The following is a 19,086-nucleotide window of genomic DNA, read 5'->3' as shown; positions in this document are numbered from 1 at the left end:
AGAGCAACGTCCTTGTCCGTCTGCCGTGTTCGCCCGCGACATGTCGCGGGTCCGCCACCGGCCCGGTTCACCCATTCGATGCGCAACCGGGGAATAGGTGCGGCGTTCTTCATGTAGCCGGCCACGCAGGCCCGCAGCGCACCATCGAACTAGGAGCTCTTCACCATGTCCCGTATCGCGAAGGCCGTCGTCCTGACCTCAGCCGTTGCCGCGTCCGTCGTTGGTGCCACCGGTGTGGCCGTCGCCGACGCGACCGCCGACGCCGCCGCCGTCGGCTCCCCCGGTGTCCTGTCCGGCAACGTGCTGCAGGTGCCGGTCCACATCCCGGTCAACCTCTGCGGCAACTCCATCAACGTCGTCGGCCTGCTGAACCCGACCTTCGGCAACGTCTGCATCAACGACTGACGCAGCGCGAGCCGGACCTCCAGCCGCCGCACGGTGCGCCATCCCCCGGGGGTGGCGCACCGCGTCGCGTCCGGGCGTGGCGCACCGCGTCGCGTCCGGGCGCCGTACGGGGCGCCGCCCGGGGCGGGCGCGCCACCCTATCGGCGGCGGGCCGGCACATCCCGCCGAGGGGCGCACGGGATGCCTCCGGCCCAGGTCAGAGCGGTTGTTTCACTCGCCGGAAGCAGTCACTCCGCGTAGCGGAAACGTTTGCGCCCTGCGACCGGCCGACACACGGTGATGTCACACATCCCCCGACGCAGCACCGAAAGGAAAGACATGCGTCTCCTGACATCCCGCCGTGTGGCGGCGAGCATGGTCTGTGCCGCCCTCGCCCTCGGAACGGCGGGCACCGCCGCCGCCCACACCCACGACGACCCGCGCGAGACCGCCGCCAGCCGCGCCCACGCGCCGCTGCCCCAGGCCGCGGCCATGCTCCAGCAGGTCAAGGACGTGGACGGCGTGGCCGGCGTCCTCTCCTCGGTCACCGACATGCTCGGTGCCGTCCTGAGCGCGGACAGCGGAAGGCTGGCCGAGGCCGACGCCGCGAAGTACGCCAAGGAGATCGCGGCCGCGATGGAAGCGGCGCGGCAGTTCACGGCGCAGTCGCCCATGACCCCCGGCAGCACCGGCAGCGGCACAGCCCGGAACGACGCCGGGATGGAGCAGGCCCTCGACGCCCTCGACACGTCGGTCGACGCGCTGGCCCAGGCCTCCACCAAGGGCGACGCCGCCACCGTCGGCCCGCAGGTGCAGGCGACGCTGAAGTCCGTGGCCGACCTGATGACGGCCAGCGCCGAGGCCGTGAACAGGCCCGCCACGAGCCTGCCGCCGGCCGGTTCGGCCGAGTCGCCCGCCAGGCCGCAGACTCCGACGATGCCACAGGCGCCGGCCGTGCCGCAGACGCCGGTCACCGTCCCCCAGATGCCGGCCTCCGAGCTCTGACGGACGCGCGCCACCCGAAGGCCGTGCCGGCCCCCCGCCGGTACGGCCTTCCGCGCGCTCCCGCCATTCCCCGGGAGAGAGCGGGACCGGAAGGGGGAGCGGGAGCGGTCCGTTCGTCGGAGGATACGACCGCCCGGCCTCATCGTTCGGGTGCAGTGGTGAGAATTCCCGCCGTCCGGGGTTTCCGCCGCGCGGAGGGCTCGTTACCAAGGGGAGGGCACCGCACGGGACCGTCAAGTGTCCGGTACGGGTCGCCAGTTGCACGGATGACGTATGTCGAGGAAGGACCCACTCCCCATGAAGCCCACCAAGGTCGCCGCGGTCATTGCCGGTTCTGTGATGGCTCTGGGTGTGGCTGCCCCGGCCTTTGCCGCCGGCAGCCTCACCCCCTCCAGCCTCAACGGCGGGCTCGACACGCTGGGCAAGCGCGGCCTGGCCGAGGCGGTCCCCTCCGACGCGGTGAGCAGGACCACCGACAACGTCGGCAAGGTGAAGGACACCGCGACCGGGCTGAAGAAGGAGGGCCCCGCCCAGCTGCTCGGCGGGCTTCCGCTCGGCAAGTAACGCGCGGTACGCGCCGGGCACCGTCCCGGGGCCCGGCGGGGAACGACGACACGTTCCCCGCCGGGCCTTCTCCTTTTCCTCTCCCAGGGTCACGCCATGGGCTCCCCCATTGCCACGCGCTGCTGCATTCGGGCGAATTCTGACGCTCTTCCCGGCGCGTGGTCGTTCAGCCAGACGGCAACACCCCACAAGCCCCGGAAGGCATACGCAGCAATGAACCTGAAATCTCAGGCCGGTATCGGGATTTTCGCCACGTGCCTCGCCTCCGCGGCGATGGCGTCCTCCGCGTCGGCCATGGAGGCCCCCGTGGAGCTGCCGCTGCGGACCCTGGGAACCGTACTCCCCATGGAGCCCCCGACGGTACGCACGGGGGTGCCCCTCCCGATGCCGGGGACGCCCGTCGTCGAGGCGCCCGCGAGCGGCCGGGTGCAGGAGGCGTCCCTGCCTCAGGTCCCGTTCACCACCGAGTTCCCGGAGACCCGGGTGGCCGCTCCGCTGCCGGACCTCCTCGGGGGACGGCCCCTGGGGCAGGCGCTGCTCACCGCGCCGGGCTCGGACCTGGCCGCCGTCACGCCCGGCGCCTCCCTGGGCGCCCCGATCACCCTGCCGCGCGCCGAGGCACAGGGCGTGCCCGACGTGGTGCCCCCGGAGGTCGCCGTCCTGGCCCCGAAGGCGTCCGGAGGCATGAAATCGCACCTCGGTCTCGACGAGTCCGAAAAATGAATTACCGAATTACCGCGTCCGAATGAGCGACAATAGGCGTTCGACACTCCCGGACAAAGAGGATGCCCGTTACCCCGCGTGAATAACCGCGTTATAGGGGAGTGACGACCGCAGGTCCGCGGTCGAGTTTCCAGGCACAAGGAGTTATTGATGTCTCGCATCGCGAAGGCAGTCGTCCTGACCTCAGCCGTTGCCGCGTCCGTCGTTGGTGCCAGCGGTGTGGCCGTCGCCGACGCGACGGCAGACGCCGTCGCCGCCAACTCCCCCGGCGTCCTGTCCGGCAACATCGTCCAGGTGCCGATCCACATCCCGGTCAACATCTGCGGCAACACCGTCGACATCATCGGTGTGCTCAACCCGGCGTTCGGCAACTACTGCGCCAACATCGGCGGCGAGAAGGACAAGGACCACAAGGACAAGGGCCACAAGTCGGACGACGGCCACAAGGACGACGGCCGCAACGACGACAAGGGGCACAAGGACGACGGTCACAACGGCGGCAAGGACAACGGCAGCGGTTACGGCGGCTGACGCCCCCGCCCGTACGGCCCCAGCCCACGGCCCCCCGGTTCTCCGCCGGGGGGCCGCGCCGCGTCCGGACGCCGGTCAGGCGTAGCGGTAGATGTGGTGGTGAGCGGCGACATCGGCCGGGGTGACGTTCCACGGGGGCATGCGCTCCCGGCGGGCCACCACCCGGCCGGTCCCCGCCGTGCCCGGCTTGGGCGGGGTGGCCGGCAGATAGGCCGACTTGGGGTTCTTGGCCTGCCAGCGTGACCAGACCAGGTCGACGAAGGCGTGGTGCAGCCAGAAGACCGGGTCGTTGACGGCGGCGCCGCCCAGCATCAGGCCGCCCACCCACCGGTGGACCCGGTTGTGGTTGAGCCACCGCCCGTTGCCGGAGGCGCGCGTCCAGCCCTCCAGCTTGTTGCGGAAACCGGTGCGGCTGGTGGAGTTCCAGGGCGCGGAGTCGTACACCCGGTCGTTGGTCGCCCAGGCCAGTTCCTTCTTCGTCGGCAGGGCGATGGGGTTGGCGGGGTTGCCGAAGTTCCGGGTGAGGAAGGGCCGGTCGGTGACGCCCACCCGAATGGTCCAGTTGCCCGTGGCGTAGGCGAACGGGCCGGTCATGACCCGCAGGTCGCCGCGGCGTCCGTTGCCGCCCATGAAGTCCTCGCCCCACAGGGACGCGGCGGGCGTGTTGTCGCGGGTCCAGTCCCAGTAGGGAACGGTCACCGTCGGGTCGACCTCTCGCAGGGACCGCTCGAACTCCAGCAGGTACTGGCGGTGCCAGGGCAGGAAGGACGGCGCCATGTGGGCGACCCGCAGACCGGCGTCGCCGTCCGCGCTGTAGTAGTCGATGTGGGTCCGTACGAAGTCGTCGTAGACCCCGCCCCTCTTCAGTTCGAGGACGGCGCCGACGAACTTCCTGCGCTCGGCCCTGGTCAGGTCCCGCTGGTTCTTACGCGTGTACGCCATGCTTTCCTCGCAGCTCTCGCAGTCCGGCGGTGCCCACCTCGTCCACGGCCGCGCGAGTGGCCGCGAGAGGGGTGGGTTGGGACTGGTAGTGGTCCACGACACTGAGGTAGCCGCCGTCGGCGCACCGCATCAGGTGCAGCGGCCGGCCGTCGACCAGGACCTCGACACCGGCGCCGGACGCGGGCGCGGGGCGGCCCTGGATCCGGCGCCCCCGGTACATCTCGTCGAAGGCGTCCGGCCCGGCGGCGGACGGGCGTTCACCGGACGCGGTGGTGATACGGGCGAGCGCGCCGCCGGTGAACGTGGCGACCGACAGCGTGAACAGCGCCCGCAGGACTGCGCGGCGCGGGCGGCGCCGCCTCTCGGCGATCATCGATCGATCTCCCTGCTGGTGGTGGACCGGTACGCGGTGGACTCCCGCCGGGCACAACGCCCCGATGGGGGAAGCGTCGTGAAGGGCGACGCCTCATGCATTACCCGGCCAGGTGAATCACGGCACGCACCACTGGGCCGAACGGGTGGAAAGGGGCCGGTCGGCCCAGTGCGGCGCCAGTAGCATCCGGCGCCATGACCTCTTCCACCGTGGCGTCCCCGGGCCAGCAGAGCTCCCCCCTGGGCACCCTCTCCGTCCTGCCCTGGTCCAGCGAGGCCTCCTCCGGCTCCCCGGGGACGCCGTTCCTGCTGATGTACTCGCTCGGGGACGGCCGCGAGGGCCCGGAGGCCGGGGAAGCGGCGCTGCGCGCCGAGCTGGAGAGGCTGGGCCTGTCCGTCGGCGACAGACTGATCGACCTGGGGCGCGAGCCGCAGGTGCCGGTCAAGCTGCTGGTCGAGGCCCAGCAGGTGGTGCTGAACACGCCGTTCGTGAAGGTGCAGGGCCAGGTCCCGGTGGAGTGGGAGAAGGCCGCCCAGGAGAGCGGGCAGGTCTACCTGATCTGCGCGCTGCGGCCGTGGCCGGAGGCGGTGCCGGGCAGGGAGATCGACCCGGACCGGCTGCGCGCGTTCGTCTCGGACGAGGAACTGCTGGCCTCCAGCGTCCACTGTCTGCTGCCGGTGATGAGGGTGCGCGGCTGACCGCCATGACGACGACACGCGTGGAGAACGAGGTGCTCCCGGAGGTACCGGCCGGGGGCACCGCCGACGACCCGGCCGCGGGCGGGGGCCGGGCCCTGGCCTGGACGCTGGTGGTCACCGGGGCCGCGGGGCTGCTGGCCGCGTGGGTGATCACGCTGGACAAGTTCAAGCTGCTGGCCGACCCGGACTTCCAGCCGGGCTGCAGCCTCAACCCGGTCGTCAGCTGCGGCAGCATCATGAAGAGCGAGCAGGCCTCGGTCTTCGGCTTCCCCAACCCGATGCTGGGCCTGGTCGCCTACGGCATGGTGATCGCCATCGGCCTGGCGCTGCTGTCGGGGGCGCGCTTCCGGCGCTGGTACTGGCTGGGCCTGAACGCGGGCACCCTGTTCGGGGTGGGCTTCTGCACCTGGCTGACGCACCAGTCGCTGTACCGCATCAACGCGCTGTGCCTCTGGTGCTGCCTGGCCTGGGCCGCCACCATCGTCATGTTCTGGTACGTGACCTCGCACAACGTGCGCACCGGGCTGCTGCCCGCACCGGCCGGGACGCGGGCGTTCCTCGCGGAGTTCACCTGGGTGGCGCCGGTGGCGCACATCGGGATCATCGGCATGCTGGTCCTGACCCGCTGGTGGGACTTCTGGATGAGCTGACCCGTCAGCGCGCCGGCTGCCCGGGCGGTTCGCCGGCCGGGAAGTGCGGCAGCAGGTACTCGGCGATCTCCGCCATGACCTCGGCCGCCGGGCGGGTGTTGTGGCGGAGGTTGACCATGAGCTGGTCCACCCCGGCCTCCTCGTACGTCTTGAACAGTTCGAGCAGCGGCTCGCGCCCCATGGACCAGCCCTGGGGCAGTGGGCGGGGCGCCGAGCCGGGGTCGTCGTGCAGGACGAGGTAGCCCGCCTGCGCGTACGGCTTGTACCCGGGGGCGCCCGGCTCGCCCGTCAGGCGCCGCCAGCGGGCCGTGTTCATCCGCTGCTGCTCGGGCGCGAGCGCGGTGTAGAGCCAGCCGTCGGCGTGCTCGGCGGTCCACTCCAGGGGCTGCCCGCCACGGCCGGTCATCAGCACGGGCAGCCGGCCGTGGGGCGGCCGGGGTACGAGCGAGACGCCCGGGGCCAGTTCCCCGAGCGGTGAGGTGAACCCGGTGGTGGCGGGCCCGGTGAGGTGCCGGAGGTACTCCCAGCTGTCCCGCAGCCGGGCGCCGAGGTCCGCCCCGGCCAGCCCGAAGGCGGGGACCTCGCCCGGCCGGTCCCCGGCGGCCACGCCGAGCAGCATCCGGCCCTCCGAGAGCCGGTCGGCGGAGAGGGCGGCCTTGGCGACATGGACGGGGTGGCGCAGTGGCAGGACGGTACTGGCCGTGCCGAGCGTGATCCGCCGGGTGACGGCCGCCAGCGCCCCGAGGTAGACCCACGGGTCGAAGAGCTGGCCGCCGTCGCCCTGGCCCGGCACCAGGAGCGGGACGTCGCGCAGCCACAGCGAGGCGAACCCCGCGTCCTCGGCGGCCCGGGCCAGCTCCAGGTGGCCGGCCATGGTGGGCACGTCCCCGCTGAACGACTCCAGCGGGGCGATCAGTCCGAGGGTGGCCCGGCCCCCGGGGAAGGCCCGCGCCATCCCCGGGTGCGCGCCGAGGCCGGCCGGACGGGGTGCCGGACCGGTGGTCGGCCCAGCCCTCACGCCGGTTCCCGGCCCACCTGGAGGGCGGCCTTGAGCCGGGCGTTCTCCTGCTCCAGTTCGGTGATGCGCCGGCGGATCGGGCCGAGCGCCTCCTCCAGTTCGGCCGGCGTGTAGCGGGGCTGGATGTGCTGGGGACAGTTCCAGTCGTACGCCTCCACGTCGATCAGGACGACCCGCTCGACGGTGGCGCGGTAGCCGCCCGGCACCAGGTCGCCGGCCGACTCCGGCCACTGCTCCACGCCGGCGGTGCGGGCGCGGCCCAGGATCTTCAGCCGGGTGCGGGTCGGGTAGTCCATGAGGAACAGCGAGACCCGGTTGTCGGTGTCGAGGTTCCCGGTGGTGATGTACTGCTTGTTGCCCCGGTAGTCGGCGAAGGCCAGGGTCCTGTCGTCGAGGACCCGCAGGAAACCTTCGGGGCCGCCCCGGTGCTGGACGTAGGGCCAGCCGGTCGAGCCGGTGCTCGCCAGGTAGAAGCTGGTGCGGGTGGCGGCGAACTCGGCCTCGCTCGCGGTGAGCCGGTCGGCGTCGGCCGGGCCGGCGGTCATGGCGGCGTAGTTGGGCCGGCTGCCGTGCTCACGCTGGTGGTGCTGGACCGGTGGGGTGAAGAGCAGTTGCCCGTATCGGCTGGTCATGGCTGGGGCCTACCACCAGTAGGTGGGGTAGCGGGCGGTCTTGCCGCTGCGCCCGGCCACGATGCCGACCCCGACGATCACCAGCGTGGCCAGTGCCAGGAGCATCAGGAACATGGCCGTCGAGGGCTGGGTGAGGACCACGATGACCGCGGTGGCGGCGGCCGGCGAGTGCGGCGTGCGGGCCAGCGCCATCGCGCCGATGGCCAGGCCGCCGGCGACGGCCGCGGTCCAGATCGAGCTGCCGCCCACCGCGAGCGACAGGAAGCCGACGACGGCGGAGACCAGCTGGCCGCCGATGACGCTGCGGGGCTGGGCCAGCGGGAGGGCCGGGGCGGCGAAGACGAGGGCGGCGCTGGCGGCCAGCGGCGGGATCAGCACCGTCTGGTGGAGCAGCGTGCCGATGGCCACCAGCAGGACGAGTGCCGCCACCCCGCCGAGGGTGGCCACCGAGATGAACGAGGTCGCCGCGCGGGCCGGGGCTTTGCCGGACAGGACGGTGGCGAGTCGACTGGCGGGGGTGAGCTCGGGCGCCGAGGTGTCGGACACAGGCGTTCCTTCCACAGAGGCTTAGCTAATGGGAGAATCATAGCCACATGCATTAGTTGTGTGCACGGCCTTCTGGCGCGGCAGGATGGGACGATGGGCGAGAGCACGAACCAGGAGCACGGCCGGTCGGCCGTCGACCAGCTCCCTCTGTCCGGTGAGCCGCTGCCACTGGAGCTGGTCAACACGACGTACATCAAGGGAGGGGTGCGCGGTCACCTGGTGGACGCGCTCGCCGGACCGGCCGATCTCGACGCCTGGCTGGGAGCGCACGGGGCCCAGTTCTCGCCCGCGCTGGCGGAGGCGCTGGAGTCGGCCGCCGCGGCCCGGCCGGAGCACGTCGAGGCGTACCTGGAGCTGCGGGGGGCGCTGCGGCACCTGGCCGCGGCACGGACCGGGGGCCGGGTTCCCGAACCGGCGCACCTGGCGGTGGTGAACGCGGCGGCCGGGCTGGCCGCGCAGTGGCAGGAGCTGGCCCCCGGCACGTCCTTCGCGGCCGTCCCGCGCTGGCTGGAGGCCGACCCGCTGCGGGTGGCCCTCGGGGAGGTCGCCGCCGCGGCGGTGGCGCTGTTCAGCGGCGCCCGGGCGGAGCGGCTGCGGGCCTGCGCCGCGCCGGGCTGCATCCTCTACTTCGTCAAAAGCCACGCCCGCCGCGAATGGTGCACGGCGGGCTGCGGAAACCGGGTGCGGGTGGCGCGGCACAGCCGCCGCGCCCGCGGCGACTGACCGGCCTCCCGCACCCGGTTCCGGGGGGTCAGTTCAGGATGCCGAGGTGGACCTGGTCGGCGACCTTGTAGCCGAGCGTCAGGGCGGCGGCGTTGTCCCACTCGAAGTGCACGCCGATGTACTTGCGGCTGTCCGCCTTCTCCTTCGCGGCGGCGCTCAGCGTGGTGAACGAACGGGTGACGCCCTTGGCCAGCGGGTCGTCGGTGCCGGCGGTGAAGGACAGGTTGTCGGTGCCGAAGTAGTGGCGCACGATGCCGGCCCAGGCGGCGGCGACACCGGAGTGGCCGGAGACGTAGGTCGGGAAGTTCGGGCTGAAGCTGTTGCCCGCCAGGTCCTGCTCCTGCGGCTGCCAGGTCGGGTCCGGGACGATGTTCGGGTTCGGGACCTCACCGGCGCGGGTGATCGCGTCCGCCGGGCGCCACACGTCCCAGTTGGTGTTGTACTTGGAGTCCCAGATCGCGATGGCCGCGTCGGCCAGGGCCACCGAGGTCAGGCCGAAGAGCTTGGCGCTCTCGAAGGAGCTGGCGGTGGGCCGGTACTTGCGGAAGATCACCGAGGTGTGGTCGTACTGCTGGCCGACCGGCTTGTACGTGCCGTCCAGGTCGTTGGCCCAGTAGTGGGCGAGCTGGGTCTGGTCGGCGGTGCGGGCGGTGGAGTTCTTGCCGCCGATCCGCTTGATCTCGTTGACCTGCTGGGCGTACTCGGGGCTCTTCAGGAGCGCCTCGGGCGAGGTGAAGCCGCCTATCGTGCCGGGGCGGAACTGCGCGCCGGAGGTCAGCGCGAAGGGCTTGACCTTGCCCCAGTTGGGGGCGCCGGCCGGCTTGCCGACGGCGGGCTTCCAGTGGCCCGGCGCGTCGGTCACCACGTACGGGGTGGTGTCGTTCGAACCGTCGTTGGCACGGTTGGCCAGGTGCGCCTCGGCGGTCTTGGTGCCGAGCAGCCGGCCGCGGTCGCGCTGGGCGACGGTGCCGCGGTCGGGCAGGGCGAGCGCGGTCTTCAGCTTCGCGTCCAGGTCGGCGACCGGGTAGTTCGGGAACGCGCCGCGCAGCGCGGTGTAGGCGGCGTAGTCGACGGCCGAGTTCACCGAGCCGTAGGAGCCGGCCACCGTGGTGTCCTTGGTGAGGTACGGCTTGCCGATCGTACGGATCGAGTTGAGCGAGTCGTAGATCGCCAGGTTCATGATCGCGCCGCCGCGGGAGAGCGGGCCGGGCGTGCCGCCGGTCTTGCGGAACACGTCCAGGATCGCGTTGTTCCAGTACAGCACGTGGTCGTTGGAGCCACGCGCGGTCGCGGGAACCGTCTCGTAGTCGGGGGCCTCTTCGGCGGTGGCGGCGGTGGCGGGGGCCAGGGTGGCGATTCCCGCGAGGGCGAGGCCGACCACGGCGGCCTGCAAGGCGGTCCTGCCCTGACGTGCGGAGCGGAGCATGAGGTGATCCCTGTCTGTCGGGGCCTGGCGACTCGCCTGTCGGGGTGTCCGACGAGTCGTCGCCACGGCGGTGCGTTCTCGCCAAGGAACGTATGGCGGCGTCGCACCCCGTCACCGGTGTCTTCGCAGATGGCAGGGATCGGCAATTCCGATGGCCCCCTGTTTCGGCCCCGCGCCTCGGGTCCGCGCTCGGGTCCCGCTGGAGGCGCGCTCGGGCGCCGCTCGGACCGCGCTCGGACCCGGGGATCCGGGGCGTGTCCTCACCCGTGGGGCGCCGTGGGGATCGCGGCGCGGCTCACGCGGCCGCGGGCGCCGTCCCGTGGGTTCACTGGGCGGACACGCTTGTCTAACGCCATGTCCACCGGAAGTGCGTTAGAAGGTGCCAGCGTTCTAGGCGCTGTGGTGATGGCGCGCGTAGTGCCGGGCCGCCCGGGCGCGGTTGCCGCAGCCGGCCGAGCACCACTCCCGCCGGGAGCGGGCGTGGTCGAAGAAGAACACGCACCCCGGTGCCGGACAGCGCCGGGCCTCCGTACCGGACCTGCCCGTCAGGAGGTCGATCAGCGCATGGGCGATCTCGGCCTGGGCGGCGACGACGGGCGGGGCCGTGCTGATCTCCAGGGCCACCGGACGCCCGCCCGTGTCCCAGCGCAGCAGCGGCCAGGAACGGCCGACCCCCGCGACCCGGTTGACCTGCGCCACGTCCCAGGGATCCGGGTCGCGCTGGTGCACCAGGGCGTCGACCAGCCTTCGACCCGCGTCCCGCAGCATGACGAAGCACTGCGCGTCGGCGTTGTCGACCTCGTCCAGCGCGCTGTCGGAGAGGGGCGTGGCCAGGCGGCCGCGGCAGGAGCGCAGCCACCACACCAGGTGCTCGGGGGTGCGCAGACCGTCGCGGAGGGCGCCGCGCACCGGGAAGACGGTGTTGACGAACTCGAGCGGCAAGGGCTCGCCGTGCAGGGGCGGCACATCCGCGGGTGGAGAAACCGGGGCGTCGAAGGGCATGTCGGTCCTTAACGGGGTGTACATGAACAAGGCTTGTCGGAGGAGCGCGCGTCATGGCAGGATCTAAACCTAACGCAATATCGCTCACCGAACCGTTAGTCTTTGAGTGACCCCCCATGGGACGGCGTCAGGGGAAGACGCCGTTCCGGCCGGGGGGCAGCCGAACCCCAGGGCACCCGTCGCGCGGCTTCCCAGTGCCCGCCTCTGGCCCGGGTCCGGCTGCACACCACAGGGGGAGCCATGTTCATGGGGGGAAACGTGACGTTAGATCTTGCGCTCTACCAGCTGAGAACCTTCCGGGAGGTAGCCCGGCTCGGCAGTTTCACCAAAGCCGCCCGCAGCCTCGGCTACGCCCAGTCGAGTGTCACCTCACATATTCGCTCACTGGAGTCCCGCATCGGCATGCCGCTGGTTCAGCGACTGCCGCACGGCGTACGCCTGACGGCCTCCGGAGAAATATTCCACGAATACGCGAAGCGAATATTTCACATCGTCGACGAAATGGCAGGCGCGCTTAATCCGTCGGGCGAGATGGAGGGGCGTACGACGATCGGCGCCTCCGCGCTCCTGCTGGAGACCCGGGTCGGCGAACTGATCCGGGACTGCCGCTACCGATATCCCAAGGTCCAGGTCTCGCCCAGGCAGCTCGCCATCAGCGACGCCCAGGAGGCGGTGCGCGCCGGCGAGGTGGACCTGGCCCTGGTCCACGGCGACTTCACCCGCGCCGGGGCGGCGCCCACCGGGCTCGTGGTGGAGGAGCTCCCCGACCTGGAGGTCGTCCCGGTCGGCTCGGCGGCGCTGGCCATGGCCACCGACCGCGCGGCGGCGCTCGCCTCGGTCCGGGTGCTGGCCGTCGACCCCGACTGCGCCTCGCACCAGCTCCTGGTCACCGCCCTGCGCACCCGGTACGGCATCGACCCGCAGGTCATCGAGGCCGGGTCGACGGGCGGCGCCAGGGAGCTGGCCCGCGCCGGCTACGGCATCGCGATGCTCCCGTGCGAGTCCATCCGCCCGTCCGAGGAGAGCGGCGGCCTCACGGTGCTCCCGGACCTGCCCCGTGTCCGGCTCGGCGTGAGGGCCCTGTGGGTCGGCAGGGAACTCGCCATGTCGGCCGTGGCGGCGGTGTGCGACGTGGCCATCCGCGTCGGGCGGGAAAAGGTGAACCAAATGGCGTGACGGCGCCAATTCCAGCATGGCAGGCAGGACACCGGACGGACCTCACCGGTCCGGTGTCCTTGCCTGCCTTCTTTTTGTTCCGGCACAACACCGAAGGCCCCCATCGGGAATCGTGATACCGCCCATCGACGGAAGCACACAACTACCCCCGACGGATCCGCATAGCCTTCTCAAGGCATTCCAAGAATTCCCTGAGAGGCAAATACGTGTCCGACATCGCTTATATCCCGAACGCGTTCCGCAGTGGGTTCGAGCTCGACAACCTCGACTGGGTGACCTGGGCCGAGCCCGGACGGGTCGGGGTCGAGCACCACGTCCTGTGGGCGCCGGACGAGTCGAAGGGCGAGGACTCGGTCGGTCTGCTGCTGCGCTTCCCCCCGGGCGCGCACGGCGACTTCCACGAGCACCTCGGCTACGAGCTGATGCTGGTCCTCGACGGCGTCCTGGACCACAGCGACGGCATCTCTTACGTGAAGGGCGACCTGGTCGTCGAGGGGCCGGGCACCGAGCACCAGATGTCCAGCCGCACCGGCTGCACCGTGCTCGCCATCCGCACCCGGCCGGCCTCCGCCCGGACGCCGCAGAAGGAGATCCGCCCCGTCGGCGTCACCGCCGCCCCCTGACCGGACGGGGCAGAGCGGCCCTTCATGCCCTGACCGGCCGCCCTGCCCCGCTCCCTCCGGCGCCCGCTCCCGGCACCGCTGCCGTGCCGAGTCCCGCGCCACCCCGCCGCTCCTCACGCACCCCGCGCCACCGGCACCCCGCACCGGCGAAGTCCCCCACCACTCGCACCCGGCACCACCGGCACCCCCCACCAGCCGTGCTCCCCGAACCGCCCCGGCTGCGCCCCCTTCACCCTTCCCGGGCACCCACACACCCGCCGATCGAAAGAGCCAGCCTTGTCTTCGTACAGCGTCCAGACTCCCCACGACCACCGGCGGGAAGCGCCGGAGGGGACCACCGGGGCCTCCGCCGAGCGCCGCGGCCGCCGTGTCCTCGTCTCCAGCGTCTCCTCCGACTCCCACACCTGGAACCTCGTCTTCCTTCAGCTCCTGTTGGAGGAGATGGGCCACGAGGTGACCAACATCGGCTCCTGCGTCCCCGACGAACTGCTCGTCGAGGAGTGCCGGCGGGTCCGGCCCGAGCTGGTCGTCATCAGCAGCGTCAACGGGCACGGGGCCCTGGACGGCGCCCGCGCGGTGCGGCACCTGCGCGACCAGCCGGACCTGCGCGACCTGCGTATCGTCATCGGCGGCAAGCTCGGGGTGCGCGGTGCCGAGGCGGGCACCTACGGGCCCGAGCTGATGGCCGCCGGGTTCGACGCCGTGTTCGAGGACGCGGCGGGCGTCACGGAGTTCCGCCGCTACCTCGCCCAGTCGACGCAGCCCGCGCTCGCCGCTTCGGGTGTGCGGTGACCGCCTCGGACACCGCCCCGGCCGGCCTTCCCGTGACGGCGGCGCCCGACGTCGCGCTGGGGTCGTTCGCCGCCGCGGTCGCCGCCGCCGGCCGGGCCGGGGAACTGGTCGTACAGCCGCGGATGGGATTCGCCGACATACCCCGGATGCGCGAGGGGCTGCACGCCGTCAGGAAAGCCCGTGCCCGCACCGTCGGCACCCTGACGATCGACAGCTACACCCGCGTCGGCGACAACGAGTCGGCGCGCCTCGCACTCGCCGAGGGCACCGACCTCAACGGCTACCCCATCGTCGCCCACGGCGCCGACACCACCCGCGACCTCGTCGCGGGGCTCACCGGTGACGGCTTCGCCGTCCAGGTGCGGCACGGCTCGGCCAATCCGGCCGGCATCATCCGCGCCCTGCTGGACGCCGGGCTCGACGCCACCGAGGGCGGCCCCGTCTCGTACTGCCTGCCCTACAGCAGGACGCCGATCCACGACTCGGTCGACGCCTGGGCGCGCAGCTGCGAACTGCTCGCGTCCCGCCCCGGCACGCACCTGGAGAGCTTCGGCGGCTGCATGCTCGGCCAGCTCTGCCCGCCCAGCCTGCTGGTCGCGCTGTCGGTACTGGAGGGGATCTTCTTCAAGCAGCACGGGCTGCGCAGCGTCTCCCTCAGCTACGCCCAGCAGACCCACCACGGACAGGACGTCGAGGCCCTGCTGGCGCTGCGCACCCTCGCCGGTGAGCACCTGGCGGGACTCGACTGGCACGTCGTGCTCTACACGTACATGGGCGTCTTCCCGCGCACCACCGGCGGCGCGCTCGCGCTGCTGCGGGACAGCGCCCGGCTGGCGGCGCTCACCGGAACCGAGCGCATGATCGTCAAGACCCCGGCCGAGGCGCACCGCATCCCCACCATCCAGGACAACATCCACGCCCTGGAGGAGGCCGCGCTGGCCGCGGCCGCCCACCGGGGCGAGCAGCCGCCGGCCGGCGACGAGTTCGGGGTGCTGGCCGAGGCGCGGACGCTCGTCGACACCGTCCTGGAGCTTCACCCGGACACGGGCCGGGCGCTGACGGAGGCGTTCCGGCGGGGCCTGCTGGACGTTCCGTACTGTCTCCACGCCGACAACGCCAACCGCTCGCGCAGTTACATCGACTCGCGCGGCTCCCTGCAGTGGCACTCCACCGGCGCCATGCCGATCCGCGCCGTGCCGGCGGCGGGCCGCGAGCGGCTGCGCGCCGACGACCTGCTCGGCATGCTCTCGCACACCCAGGAGTCCTTCGACCGGGCCGCCCTGGTCCAGGGCGGCGAACCGGGCGACCACGCCCCCGGCCTGACCGCCTGACCGCGCCCGCCACCCGATTCCCGCGCTGTGCGCCCTCCCTTTCGCGCGTTCCTCCTCACCACCTAGGAAGCTCCTGTGTCCGGATACTCATCCGATACGCGCCCACTCGTCCTCGTCATCATCGGCAGCGGCCCGCGCGGCATCTCCGTCCTGGAACGGCTCGCCGTCCACGCGACGGCCGAGGCCGCGGCCGGGCAGGCGGCCGGCGGCGCACCCCGCCCGGTGCGCGTCCACCTCATCGACGCGACGGAGGTCGGCGCCGGCCGGGTGTGGCGCACCGACCAGGACGACTGGTTCACCATGAACACCGTCATCAGCCAGGTGACCATGTACTCCGGGGACCCGGACGGCGGCCCCGCCCGCCCCGGCGCCGGTCCGTCACTCGGCCAGTGGATCGCCCAGCGCGCCGCCGAGTCGGGCGAGGAGCCCCTGGGCCCCGACGACTACGCCCCGCGGGTGCGCTACGGCGAGTACCTCGCCGACGTGTACCGGACCATCGCCGACAGCCTGCCGCCGCACGTCGAACTCGTCCCGGTCACCGGCCGTGTGACGGCGCTGCGCACCGGCTCCGGCAGCGGGTACCTGCTCACCCTGGACACGGCTCCGTACCTGCTGGAGGCCGACCGCGTCGTCCTCGCCACCGGCCACCCCCGCAACGCGCCGGACGACTTCGAGCGCGACATGCTCGACTTCACCGCGCGCACCCCCGGCACCCGTTACCTGTGCGGTGACTCGGCGGCCGACATGCCGCTCGGCGAGGACACCATCCCGGCCGGCAGCGCGGTCGGCATCCGGGGCCTCGGCCTGTCCTTCTACGACGTGATGCTGTCGCTGACCGTCGGCCGCGGCGGCGAGTTCCACACCGGCGAGGACGGGACCCTGGTGTACCGGGCGAGCGGCCGGGAGCCGAGGATCGTCGCCGGTTCGCGCAGCGGTCTGCCGATCCCGGCGCGCGGCCGCAACCAGAAACGCCCCGACTTCAGCCACAAGGCGCTCTTCCTCACCCGCGACGCCCTCCTGGCGGCCCGGGCCGCCCGCCGGGCCGCGACCGGGAACGACCAGCTCGACTTCGCCGAGGACGTCCTTCCCCTGCTCCTGCAGGAGGTCGAGCACGTCTACTACGTCACGCACGTGCGCACCTCGCGCGGCCCGGCCGCCGCGGAGGCGTTCGCCGAGGAGCACGCCGCCGCGCTGCGCGCCGGCCTGGACCGCCGTCCGCTGCTGGCCTCGGCGGGTCTCGACGGGGTACCGCCGATCGACCTCGACGCGCTGGCCCGGCCGTTCGGTGACGAGCGGTTCGCGTCGCCCGGGCGGTTCCGCGAGCGGCTGCTGGAGGTGATGGACGAGGACCTCGCGGCGGCCGAGCTGGGCACGCTGGACGGTCCGCTGAAGTCGGCGCTGGACGTGCTGCGCGACATCCGCAACGTGGTGCGGGAGGCCGTCGACTACGGCGGGCTGCTGCCCGAGTCGCACACCGACTTCTTCCACCGCCGCTTCCTGCCGGTCAACGCCCTGCTGTCGGCCGGCCCCCCGATGTCCCGGGTCGAGCAGCTTCGGGCGCTGATCCGGCAGGGCGTGGTGGAGGTGGCGGGTCCGGGAACGCGGTTCGAGGCCGACGAACGGGCCGGCGCCTTCCGGGTCGGCTCGCCGCAGGTGGCCGGCTCGGGCCGGCTGGTGCACACGCTGATCGACGCCCGTATCCCCACCCCCGACCTGCGCCGTGACACCTCCCCGCTGACCCGGCAGCTCGTCGGCGAGGGCATGGTGCGCGAGTACGTGATCGAGGGACCGGCCGGCACCGGCGTGGTCACCGGTGGCATGGACGTCACCGTCAGCCCGTTCCACGTCGTGGACGCGGAGGGCCGGGTACGCGGCGATCTGTACGCCATCGGCATCCCCACCGAGCACACCCGCTGGTTCACCCAGGTCGGCAGCAGCCGCCCGGGGGTCAACACCCTCTTCTACCGGGACGCCGACGCCATCGCGGTGGACGCGCTGCGTCCGGTCGAGGCCCCGGTGCCCGCTTCGGACGAGCCGGTGTTCATCCCGAGGCAGGCGGGCACGGACTCGGGCGTGGTCGGCGCACGGCGGGGTGACGCGGTATGAGCACGGAACCGACGGAACCGACCGGACCGGCACCGGCGCCCGTGAGCGGGCCCGCGCCCGCCGCCGGGCCGGCCGTCCCGGCCGCGGAGGAGTTCCTGCGCGCCAGGGACGTCCTGCTGCTGCACCGCACCGACCTGGCCAAGGCCGTCGCCGAGTTCCGCTGGCCGCGCGCCACCGAGTTCAACTGGGCGCTGGACTACTTCGACACCGTCGCCGCCCGGCAGGACAGGCCCGCGCTGCGGATCGTCGGCCCCGGCGACCCCGGCACCGACCGGCTGATCGGGTACGGGGAGCTGGCCCGGCGGTCCGCGCGGGTGGCCAACTGGCTGCGCGCGACGGGTGTGCGCCGCGGCGACCCCCTGCTGCTGATGCTGGGCAACCGGGCCGAGGTGTGGGAGACGATGCTCGCCGCCATCAAGCTCGGCGCGATCGTCATCCCCACCTACACCACGGCGACCGCCGCCGAGATCGCCGACCGGCTGCTGCGCGGCGGGGTGCGGTACGTGATCGCCGAGGCGGGCCTGACGGACCGTTTCACCGGTGCGCCCGGCGGCTGGACGGGCATCAGCGTCGGCGGGCCTGCCGAGGGGTGGCTGCCGTACGAGCGCGCGGCGGACGCGTCCGAGGACTTCGTGCCCGACGGGCCCACCCGCGCGGACGACCCGCTGTTCCGCTACTTCACCTCCGGCACCACGTCGAAGCCGAAGATGGTGGAGCACACCCACGTCAGCTACCCGGTCGGTCACCTGTCCGGCATGTACTGGAACGGCGTGCGGCCGGGCGACGTGCACCTGAACATCTCCGCGCCCGGCTGGGCCAAGCACGCGTGGAGCTCGCTGTTCGTCCCGTGGAACGCGGAGGCGACCGTCGTCGCCCTGGACGCGGCGCGCAGCACCCCGGCGGAGGTGCTCGACGTCCTGCGCACCCGCCGGGTCACGACCTTCTGCGCGCCTCCCACCGTCTGGCGCGGCATGGCGGCGCACGGTCTCGGCCCCCGGCCACCCGCGCTGCGCGAGGCGGTCGCGGCCGGCGAGCCGCTGGAGCCGTCGCTGATCGAACTGGTCGCCCGGGAATGGGGGGTCGACCTGCGCGACGGCTACGGGCAGACCGAGACCACCGGTCAGATCGGCAACCCACCGAGCCGCCCCGCCGCCCCCGGCAGCATGGGCTTCCCGCTGCCCGGCTACACGGTGGTACTGCTCGACCCGGAGACCGGCCGGCCCGTCCCGGACGGTGAACCGGGCGAGATCTGCCTGGACCTGGCGGACCGTCCGCTGGGGGTGATGCGCGGTTACGTGGGTGACGAGGCCCGGACCGCCAAGGCGCTGGCCGGCGGTTTCTACCACACCGGCGACCTGGCGGTCAGGGCGCCGGACGGCGCCTTGACCTATCTGGCGCGCGCGGACGACATGTTCAAGGCGTTCGACCACCGGATCTCGCCGCGTGAGCTGGAGGACGTACTGCTGCGCCACCCGGCGGTGGCCGACGCCGCCGTGGTCCCGGTCCCCCACCCGGTCGGCCTGTGGGCCCCCAAGGCCTATGTGGTCCCCGCCGCGGAGCACCCGGCGGGTGAGGAGACCGCCCGGCGGATCCTGGACCGGGTACGGGCCGAGCTGCCGCCCGAGAAGTGGGTACGGGTGGTCGAGTTCGTACCGTCCCTGCCCCGGACCACCTCCGGCAAGGTCCGCCGCGCCGAACTGCGCGACCGGCCGGCCGGTGACGGCGTCGAGTACCACGTGGAAGAGGCACAGGAGCTGGGCTGACGCCGGGGGCGCCGCCCGGGCGGCGCCCCCGGGCGCGGTACGGGAAGGCCCGCCCGGCCGCTCCGCGCCGCCCGGCCG

At 72.7% G+C, this 19,086-nt stretch carries 21 protein-coding genes; 14 read left to right on the top strand and 7 right to left on the bottom strand.

Translation table 11 applies throughout. The features are described 5' to 3' along the window. Positions 1-165: 165 nt before the first annotated feature. From AB0H53_RS18945 to AB0H53_RS18925, 5 genes are all read left to right on the top strand, one after another. A complete protein-coding gene (locus AB0H53_RS18945) occupies positions 166-405 on the top strand; it encodes a chaplin (protein WP_362114158.1) in 240 nt (79 codons plus the stop codon). A gap of 318 nt (positions 406-723) precedes the next feature. Continuing rightward, entirely contained in the window at positions 724-1,389 is a 666-nt protein-coding gene (locus tag AB0H53_RS18940) for a hypothetical protein (RefSeq protein WP_362114155.1), read from the top strand. A 297-nt stretch (positions 1,390-1,686) separates the two neighbouring features. Further along, positions 1,687-1,953 carry a hypothetical protein gene (locus AB0H53_RS18935; RefSeq protein WP_362114152.1) on the top strand — a complete coding sequence of 89 codons (267 nt, stop codon included), beginning with the start codon at positions 1,687-1,689 and terminating at the stop codon, positions 1,951-1,953. A 213-nt stretch (positions 1,954-2,166) separates the two neighbouring features. After that, the gene (locus AB0H53_RS18930) at positions 2,167-2,676 is read left to right on the top strand and encodes a hypothetical protein (protein WP_362114149.1); all 510 of its coding nucleotides are present in this window, start codon (positions 2,167-2,169) and stop codon (positions 2,674-2,676) included. 150 nt (positions 2,677-2,826) lie between these two features. Then, positions 2,827-3,207, top strand: a complete 381-nt coding sequence (locus AB0H53_RS18925) for a chaplin (RefSeq protein WP_362114146.1) — start codon at positions 2,827-2,829, stop codon at positions 3,205-3,207. 75 nt (positions 3,208-3,282) lie between these two features. Here AB0H53_RS18925 and AB0H53_RS18920 read toward each other — a convergent pair whose 3' ends face one another. Next, a complete protein-coding gene (locus AB0H53_RS18920) occupies positions 3,283-4,149 on the bottom strand; it encodes a tyrosinase family protein (protein WP_362114143.1) in 867 nt (288 codons plus the stop codon). Then, positions 4,133-4,522: a tyrosinase family oxidase copper chaperone gene (locus tag AB0H53_RS18915; RefSeq protein ID WP_362114140.1), complete on the bottom strand. Its 390-nt coding sequence runs from the start codon at positions 4,520-4,522 to the stop codon at positions 4,133-4,135. The genes AB0H53_RS18920 and AB0H53_RS18915 overlap by 17 nt, the downstream gene beginning before the upstream one ends. Positions 4,523-4,716: 194 nt before the next feature. Between AB0H53_RS18915 and AB0H53_RS18910 the strand changes: the two genes are divergently transcribed. Next, positions 4,717-5,220 (top strand): DUF5949 family protein, encoded by a 504-nt coding sequence (locus tag AB0H53_RS18910; RefSeq protein ID WP_362114137.1) that lies wholly within the window; start codon positions 4,717-4,719, stop codon positions 5,218-5,220. Positions 5,221-5,225: 5 nt separating this feature from the next. Next, entirely contained in the window at positions 5,226-5,870 is a 645-nt protein-coding gene (locus AB0H53_RS18905; RefSeq protein WP_362114134.1) for a vitamin K epoxide reductase family protein, read from the top strand. A 4-nt stretch (positions 5,871-5,874) separates the two neighbouring features. Here the strand turns inward: AB0H53_RS18905 and AB0H53_RS18900 are convergent, their stop codons facing one another. Genes AB0H53_RS18900 through AB0H53_RS18890 form a run of 3 tightly spaced genes read right to left on the bottom strand, consistent with a single transcriptional unit; the run spans position 5,875 to position 8,066 of the window. After that, positions 5,875-6,888: a TIGR03571 family LLM class oxidoreductase gene (locus AB0H53_RS18900; protein ID WP_362114131.1), complete on the bottom strand. Its 1,014-nt coding sequence runs from the start codon at positions 6,886-6,888 to the stop codon at positions 5,875-5,877. Continuing rightward, positions 6,885-7,520 carry a pyridoxamine 5'-phosphate oxidase family protein gene (locus AB0H53_RS18895; protein WP_362114128.1) on the bottom strand — a complete coding sequence of 212 codons (636 nt, stop codon included), beginning with the start codon at positions 7,518-7,520 and terminating at the stop codon, positions 6,885-6,887. Before AB0H53_RS18895 ends, AB0H53_RS18900 begins: the two co-directional genes overlap by 4 nt. 9 nt (positions 7,521-7,529) lie before the next feature. Then, positions 7,530-8,066 carry an HPP family protein gene (locus AB0H53_RS18890; RefSeq protein ID WP_362114125.1) on the bottom strand — a complete coding sequence of 179 codons (537 nt, stop codon included), beginning with the start codon at positions 8,064-8,066 and terminating at the stop codon, positions 7,530-7,532. 93 nt (positions 8,067-8,159) lie between these two features. Between AB0H53_RS18890 and AB0H53_RS18885 the strand changes: the two genes are divergently transcribed. Further along, on the top strand, positions 8,160-8,789 hold the full coding sequence (locus AB0H53_RS18885) for an ABATE domain-containing protein (protein ID WP_362114122.1): 630 nt from the start codon (positions 8,160-8,162) through the stop codon (positions 8,787-8,789). Between the two features lie 28 nt (positions 8,790-8,817). Here the strand turns inward: AB0H53_RS18885 and AB0H53_RS18880 are convergent, their stop codons facing one another. Then, positions 8,818-10,215: a vanadium-dependent haloperoxidase gene (locus AB0H53_RS18880; RefSeq protein ID WP_362114119.1), complete on the bottom strand. Its 1,398-nt coding sequence runs from the start codon at positions 10,213-10,215 to the stop codon at positions 8,818-8,820. Positions 10,216-10,605: 390 nt separating this feature from the next. Next, positions 10,606-11,217, bottom strand: a complete 612-nt coding sequence (locus tag AB0H53_RS18875; protein ID WP_362114116.1) for a CGNR zinc finger domain-containing protein — start codon at positions 11,215-11,217, stop codon at positions 10,606-10,608. A gap of 258 nt (positions 11,218-11,475) precedes the next feature. Between AB0H53_RS18875 and AB0H53_RS18870 the strand changes: the two genes are divergently transcribed. From AB0H53_RS18870 to AB0H53_RS18845, 6 genes are all read left to right on the top strand, one after another. Beyond that, positions 11,476-12,393: a LysR family transcriptional regulator gene (locus AB0H53_RS18870; protein WP_362114113.1), complete on the top strand. Its 918-nt coding sequence runs from the start codon at positions 11,476-11,478 to the stop codon at positions 12,391-12,393. A 206-nt stretch (positions 12,394-12,599) separates the two neighbouring features. Then, positions 12,600-13,016, top strand: a complete 417-nt coding sequence (locus tag AB0H53_RS18865; protein ID WP_362114110.1) for a cupin domain-containing protein — start codon at positions 12,600-12,602, stop codon at positions 13,014-13,016. A gap of 276 nt (positions 13,017-13,292) precedes the next feature. Next, positions 13,293-13,808 carry a cobalamin-dependent protein gene (locus tag AB0H53_RS18860; protein WP_362114107.1) on the top strand — a complete coding sequence of 172 codons (516 nt, stop codon included), beginning with the start codon at positions 13,293-13,295 and terminating at the stop codon, positions 13,806-13,808. Positions 13,809-13,864: 56 nt separating this feature from the next. Next, complete coding sequence (locus AB0H53_RS18855) at positions 13,865-15,139, top strand: methylaspartate mutase (RefSeq protein WP_362114399.1); 1,275 nt, start codon at positions 13,865-13,867, stop codon at positions 15,137-15,139. Positions 15,140-15,214: 75 nt separating this feature from the next. Then, the gene (locus tag AB0H53_RS18850; protein WP_362114104.1) at positions 15,215-17,245 is read left to right on the top strand and encodes an FAD/NAD(P)-binding protein; all 2,031 of its coding nucleotides are present in this window, start codon (positions 15,215-15,217) and stop codon (positions 17,243-17,245) included. Then, positions 17,242-19,008: an AMP-binding protein gene (locus AB0H53_RS18845; protein WP_362114101.1), complete on the top strand. Its 1,767-nt coding sequence runs from the start codon at positions 17,242-17,244 to the stop codon at positions 19,006-19,008. The genes AB0H53_RS18850 and AB0H53_RS18845 overlap by 4 nt, the downstream gene beginning before the upstream one ends. The last annotated feature ends 78 nt before the right edge of the window (positions 19,009-19,086 follow it).

The organism is Streptomyces sp. NPDC050856 (genome assembly GCF_040653855.1).
Classification (GTDB): Bacteria; Actinomycetota; Actinomycetes; order Streptomycetales; family Streptomycetaceae; genus Streptomyces.
The sequence above is the reverse complement of the archived record's forward strand: the minus strand, read 5'-3'. Positions and strand labels throughout refer to the sequence as shown.

What these genes read in the sequence shown, in the direction of transcription:
- AB0H53_RS18945 (WP_362114158.1), top strand. Translation starts at nt 166, where the DNA reads ATGTCCCGTATCGCGAAGGCCGTCGTCCTGACCTCAGCCGTTGCCGCG.
- AB0H53_RS18940 (WP_362114155.1), top strand. Translation starts at nt 724, where the DNA reads ATGCGTCTCCTGACATCCCGCCGTGTGGCGGCGAGCATGGTCTGTGCC.
- AB0H53_RS18935 (WP_362114152.1), top strand. Translation starts at nt 1,687, where the DNA reads ATGAAGCCCACCAAGGTCGCCGCGGTCATTGCCGGTTCTGTGATGGCT.
- AB0H53_RS18930 (WP_362114149.1), top strand. Translation starts at nt 2,167, where the DNA reads ATGAACCTGAAATCTCAGGCCGGTATCGGGATTTTCGCCACGTGCCTC.
- AB0H53_RS18925 (WP_362114146.1), top strand. Translation starts at nt 2,827, where the DNA reads ATGTCTCGCATCGCGAAGGCAGTCGTCCTGACCTCAGCCGTTGCCGCG.
- AB0H53_RS18920 (WP_362114143.1), bottom strand. Translation starts at nt 4,149, where the DNA reads ATGGCGTACACGCGTAAGAACCAGCGGGACCTGACCAGGGCCGAGCGC.
- AB0H53_RS18915 (WP_362114140.1), bottom strand. Translation starts at nt 4,522, where the DNA reads ATGATCGCCGAGAGGCGGCGCCGCCCGCGCCGCGCAGTCCTGCGGGCG.
- AB0H53_RS18910 (WP_362114137.1), top strand. Translation starts at nt 4,717, where the DNA reads ATGACCTCTTCCACCGTGGCGTCCCCGGGCCAGCAGAGCTCCCCCCTG.
- AB0H53_RS18905 (WP_362114134.1), top strand. Translation starts at nt 5,226, where the DNA reads ATGACGACGACACGCGTGGAGAACGAGGTGCTCCCGGAGGTACCGGCC.
- AB0H53_RS18895 (WP_362114128.1), bottom strand. Translation starts at nt 7,520, where the DNA reads ATGACCAGCCGATACGGGCAACTGCTCTTCACCCCACCGGTCCAGCAC.
- AB0H53_RS18885 (WP_362114122.1), top strand. Translation starts at nt 8,160, where the DNA reads ATGGGCGAGAGCACGAACCAGGAGCACGGCCGGTCGGCCGTCGACCAG.
- AB0H53_RS18880 (WP_362114119.1), bottom strand. Translation starts at nt 10,215, where the DNA reads ATGCTCCGCTCCGCACGTCAGGGCAGGACCGCCTTGCAGGCCGCCGTG.
- AB0H53_RS18875 (WP_362114116.1), bottom strand. Translation starts at nt 11,217, where the DNA reads ATGCCCTTCGACGCCCCGGTTTCTCCACCCGCGGATGTGCCGCCCCTG.
- AB0H53_RS18845 (WP_362114101.1), top strand. Translation starts at nt 17,242, where the DNA reads ATGAGCACGGAACCGACGGAACCGACCGGACCGGCACCGGCGCCCGTG.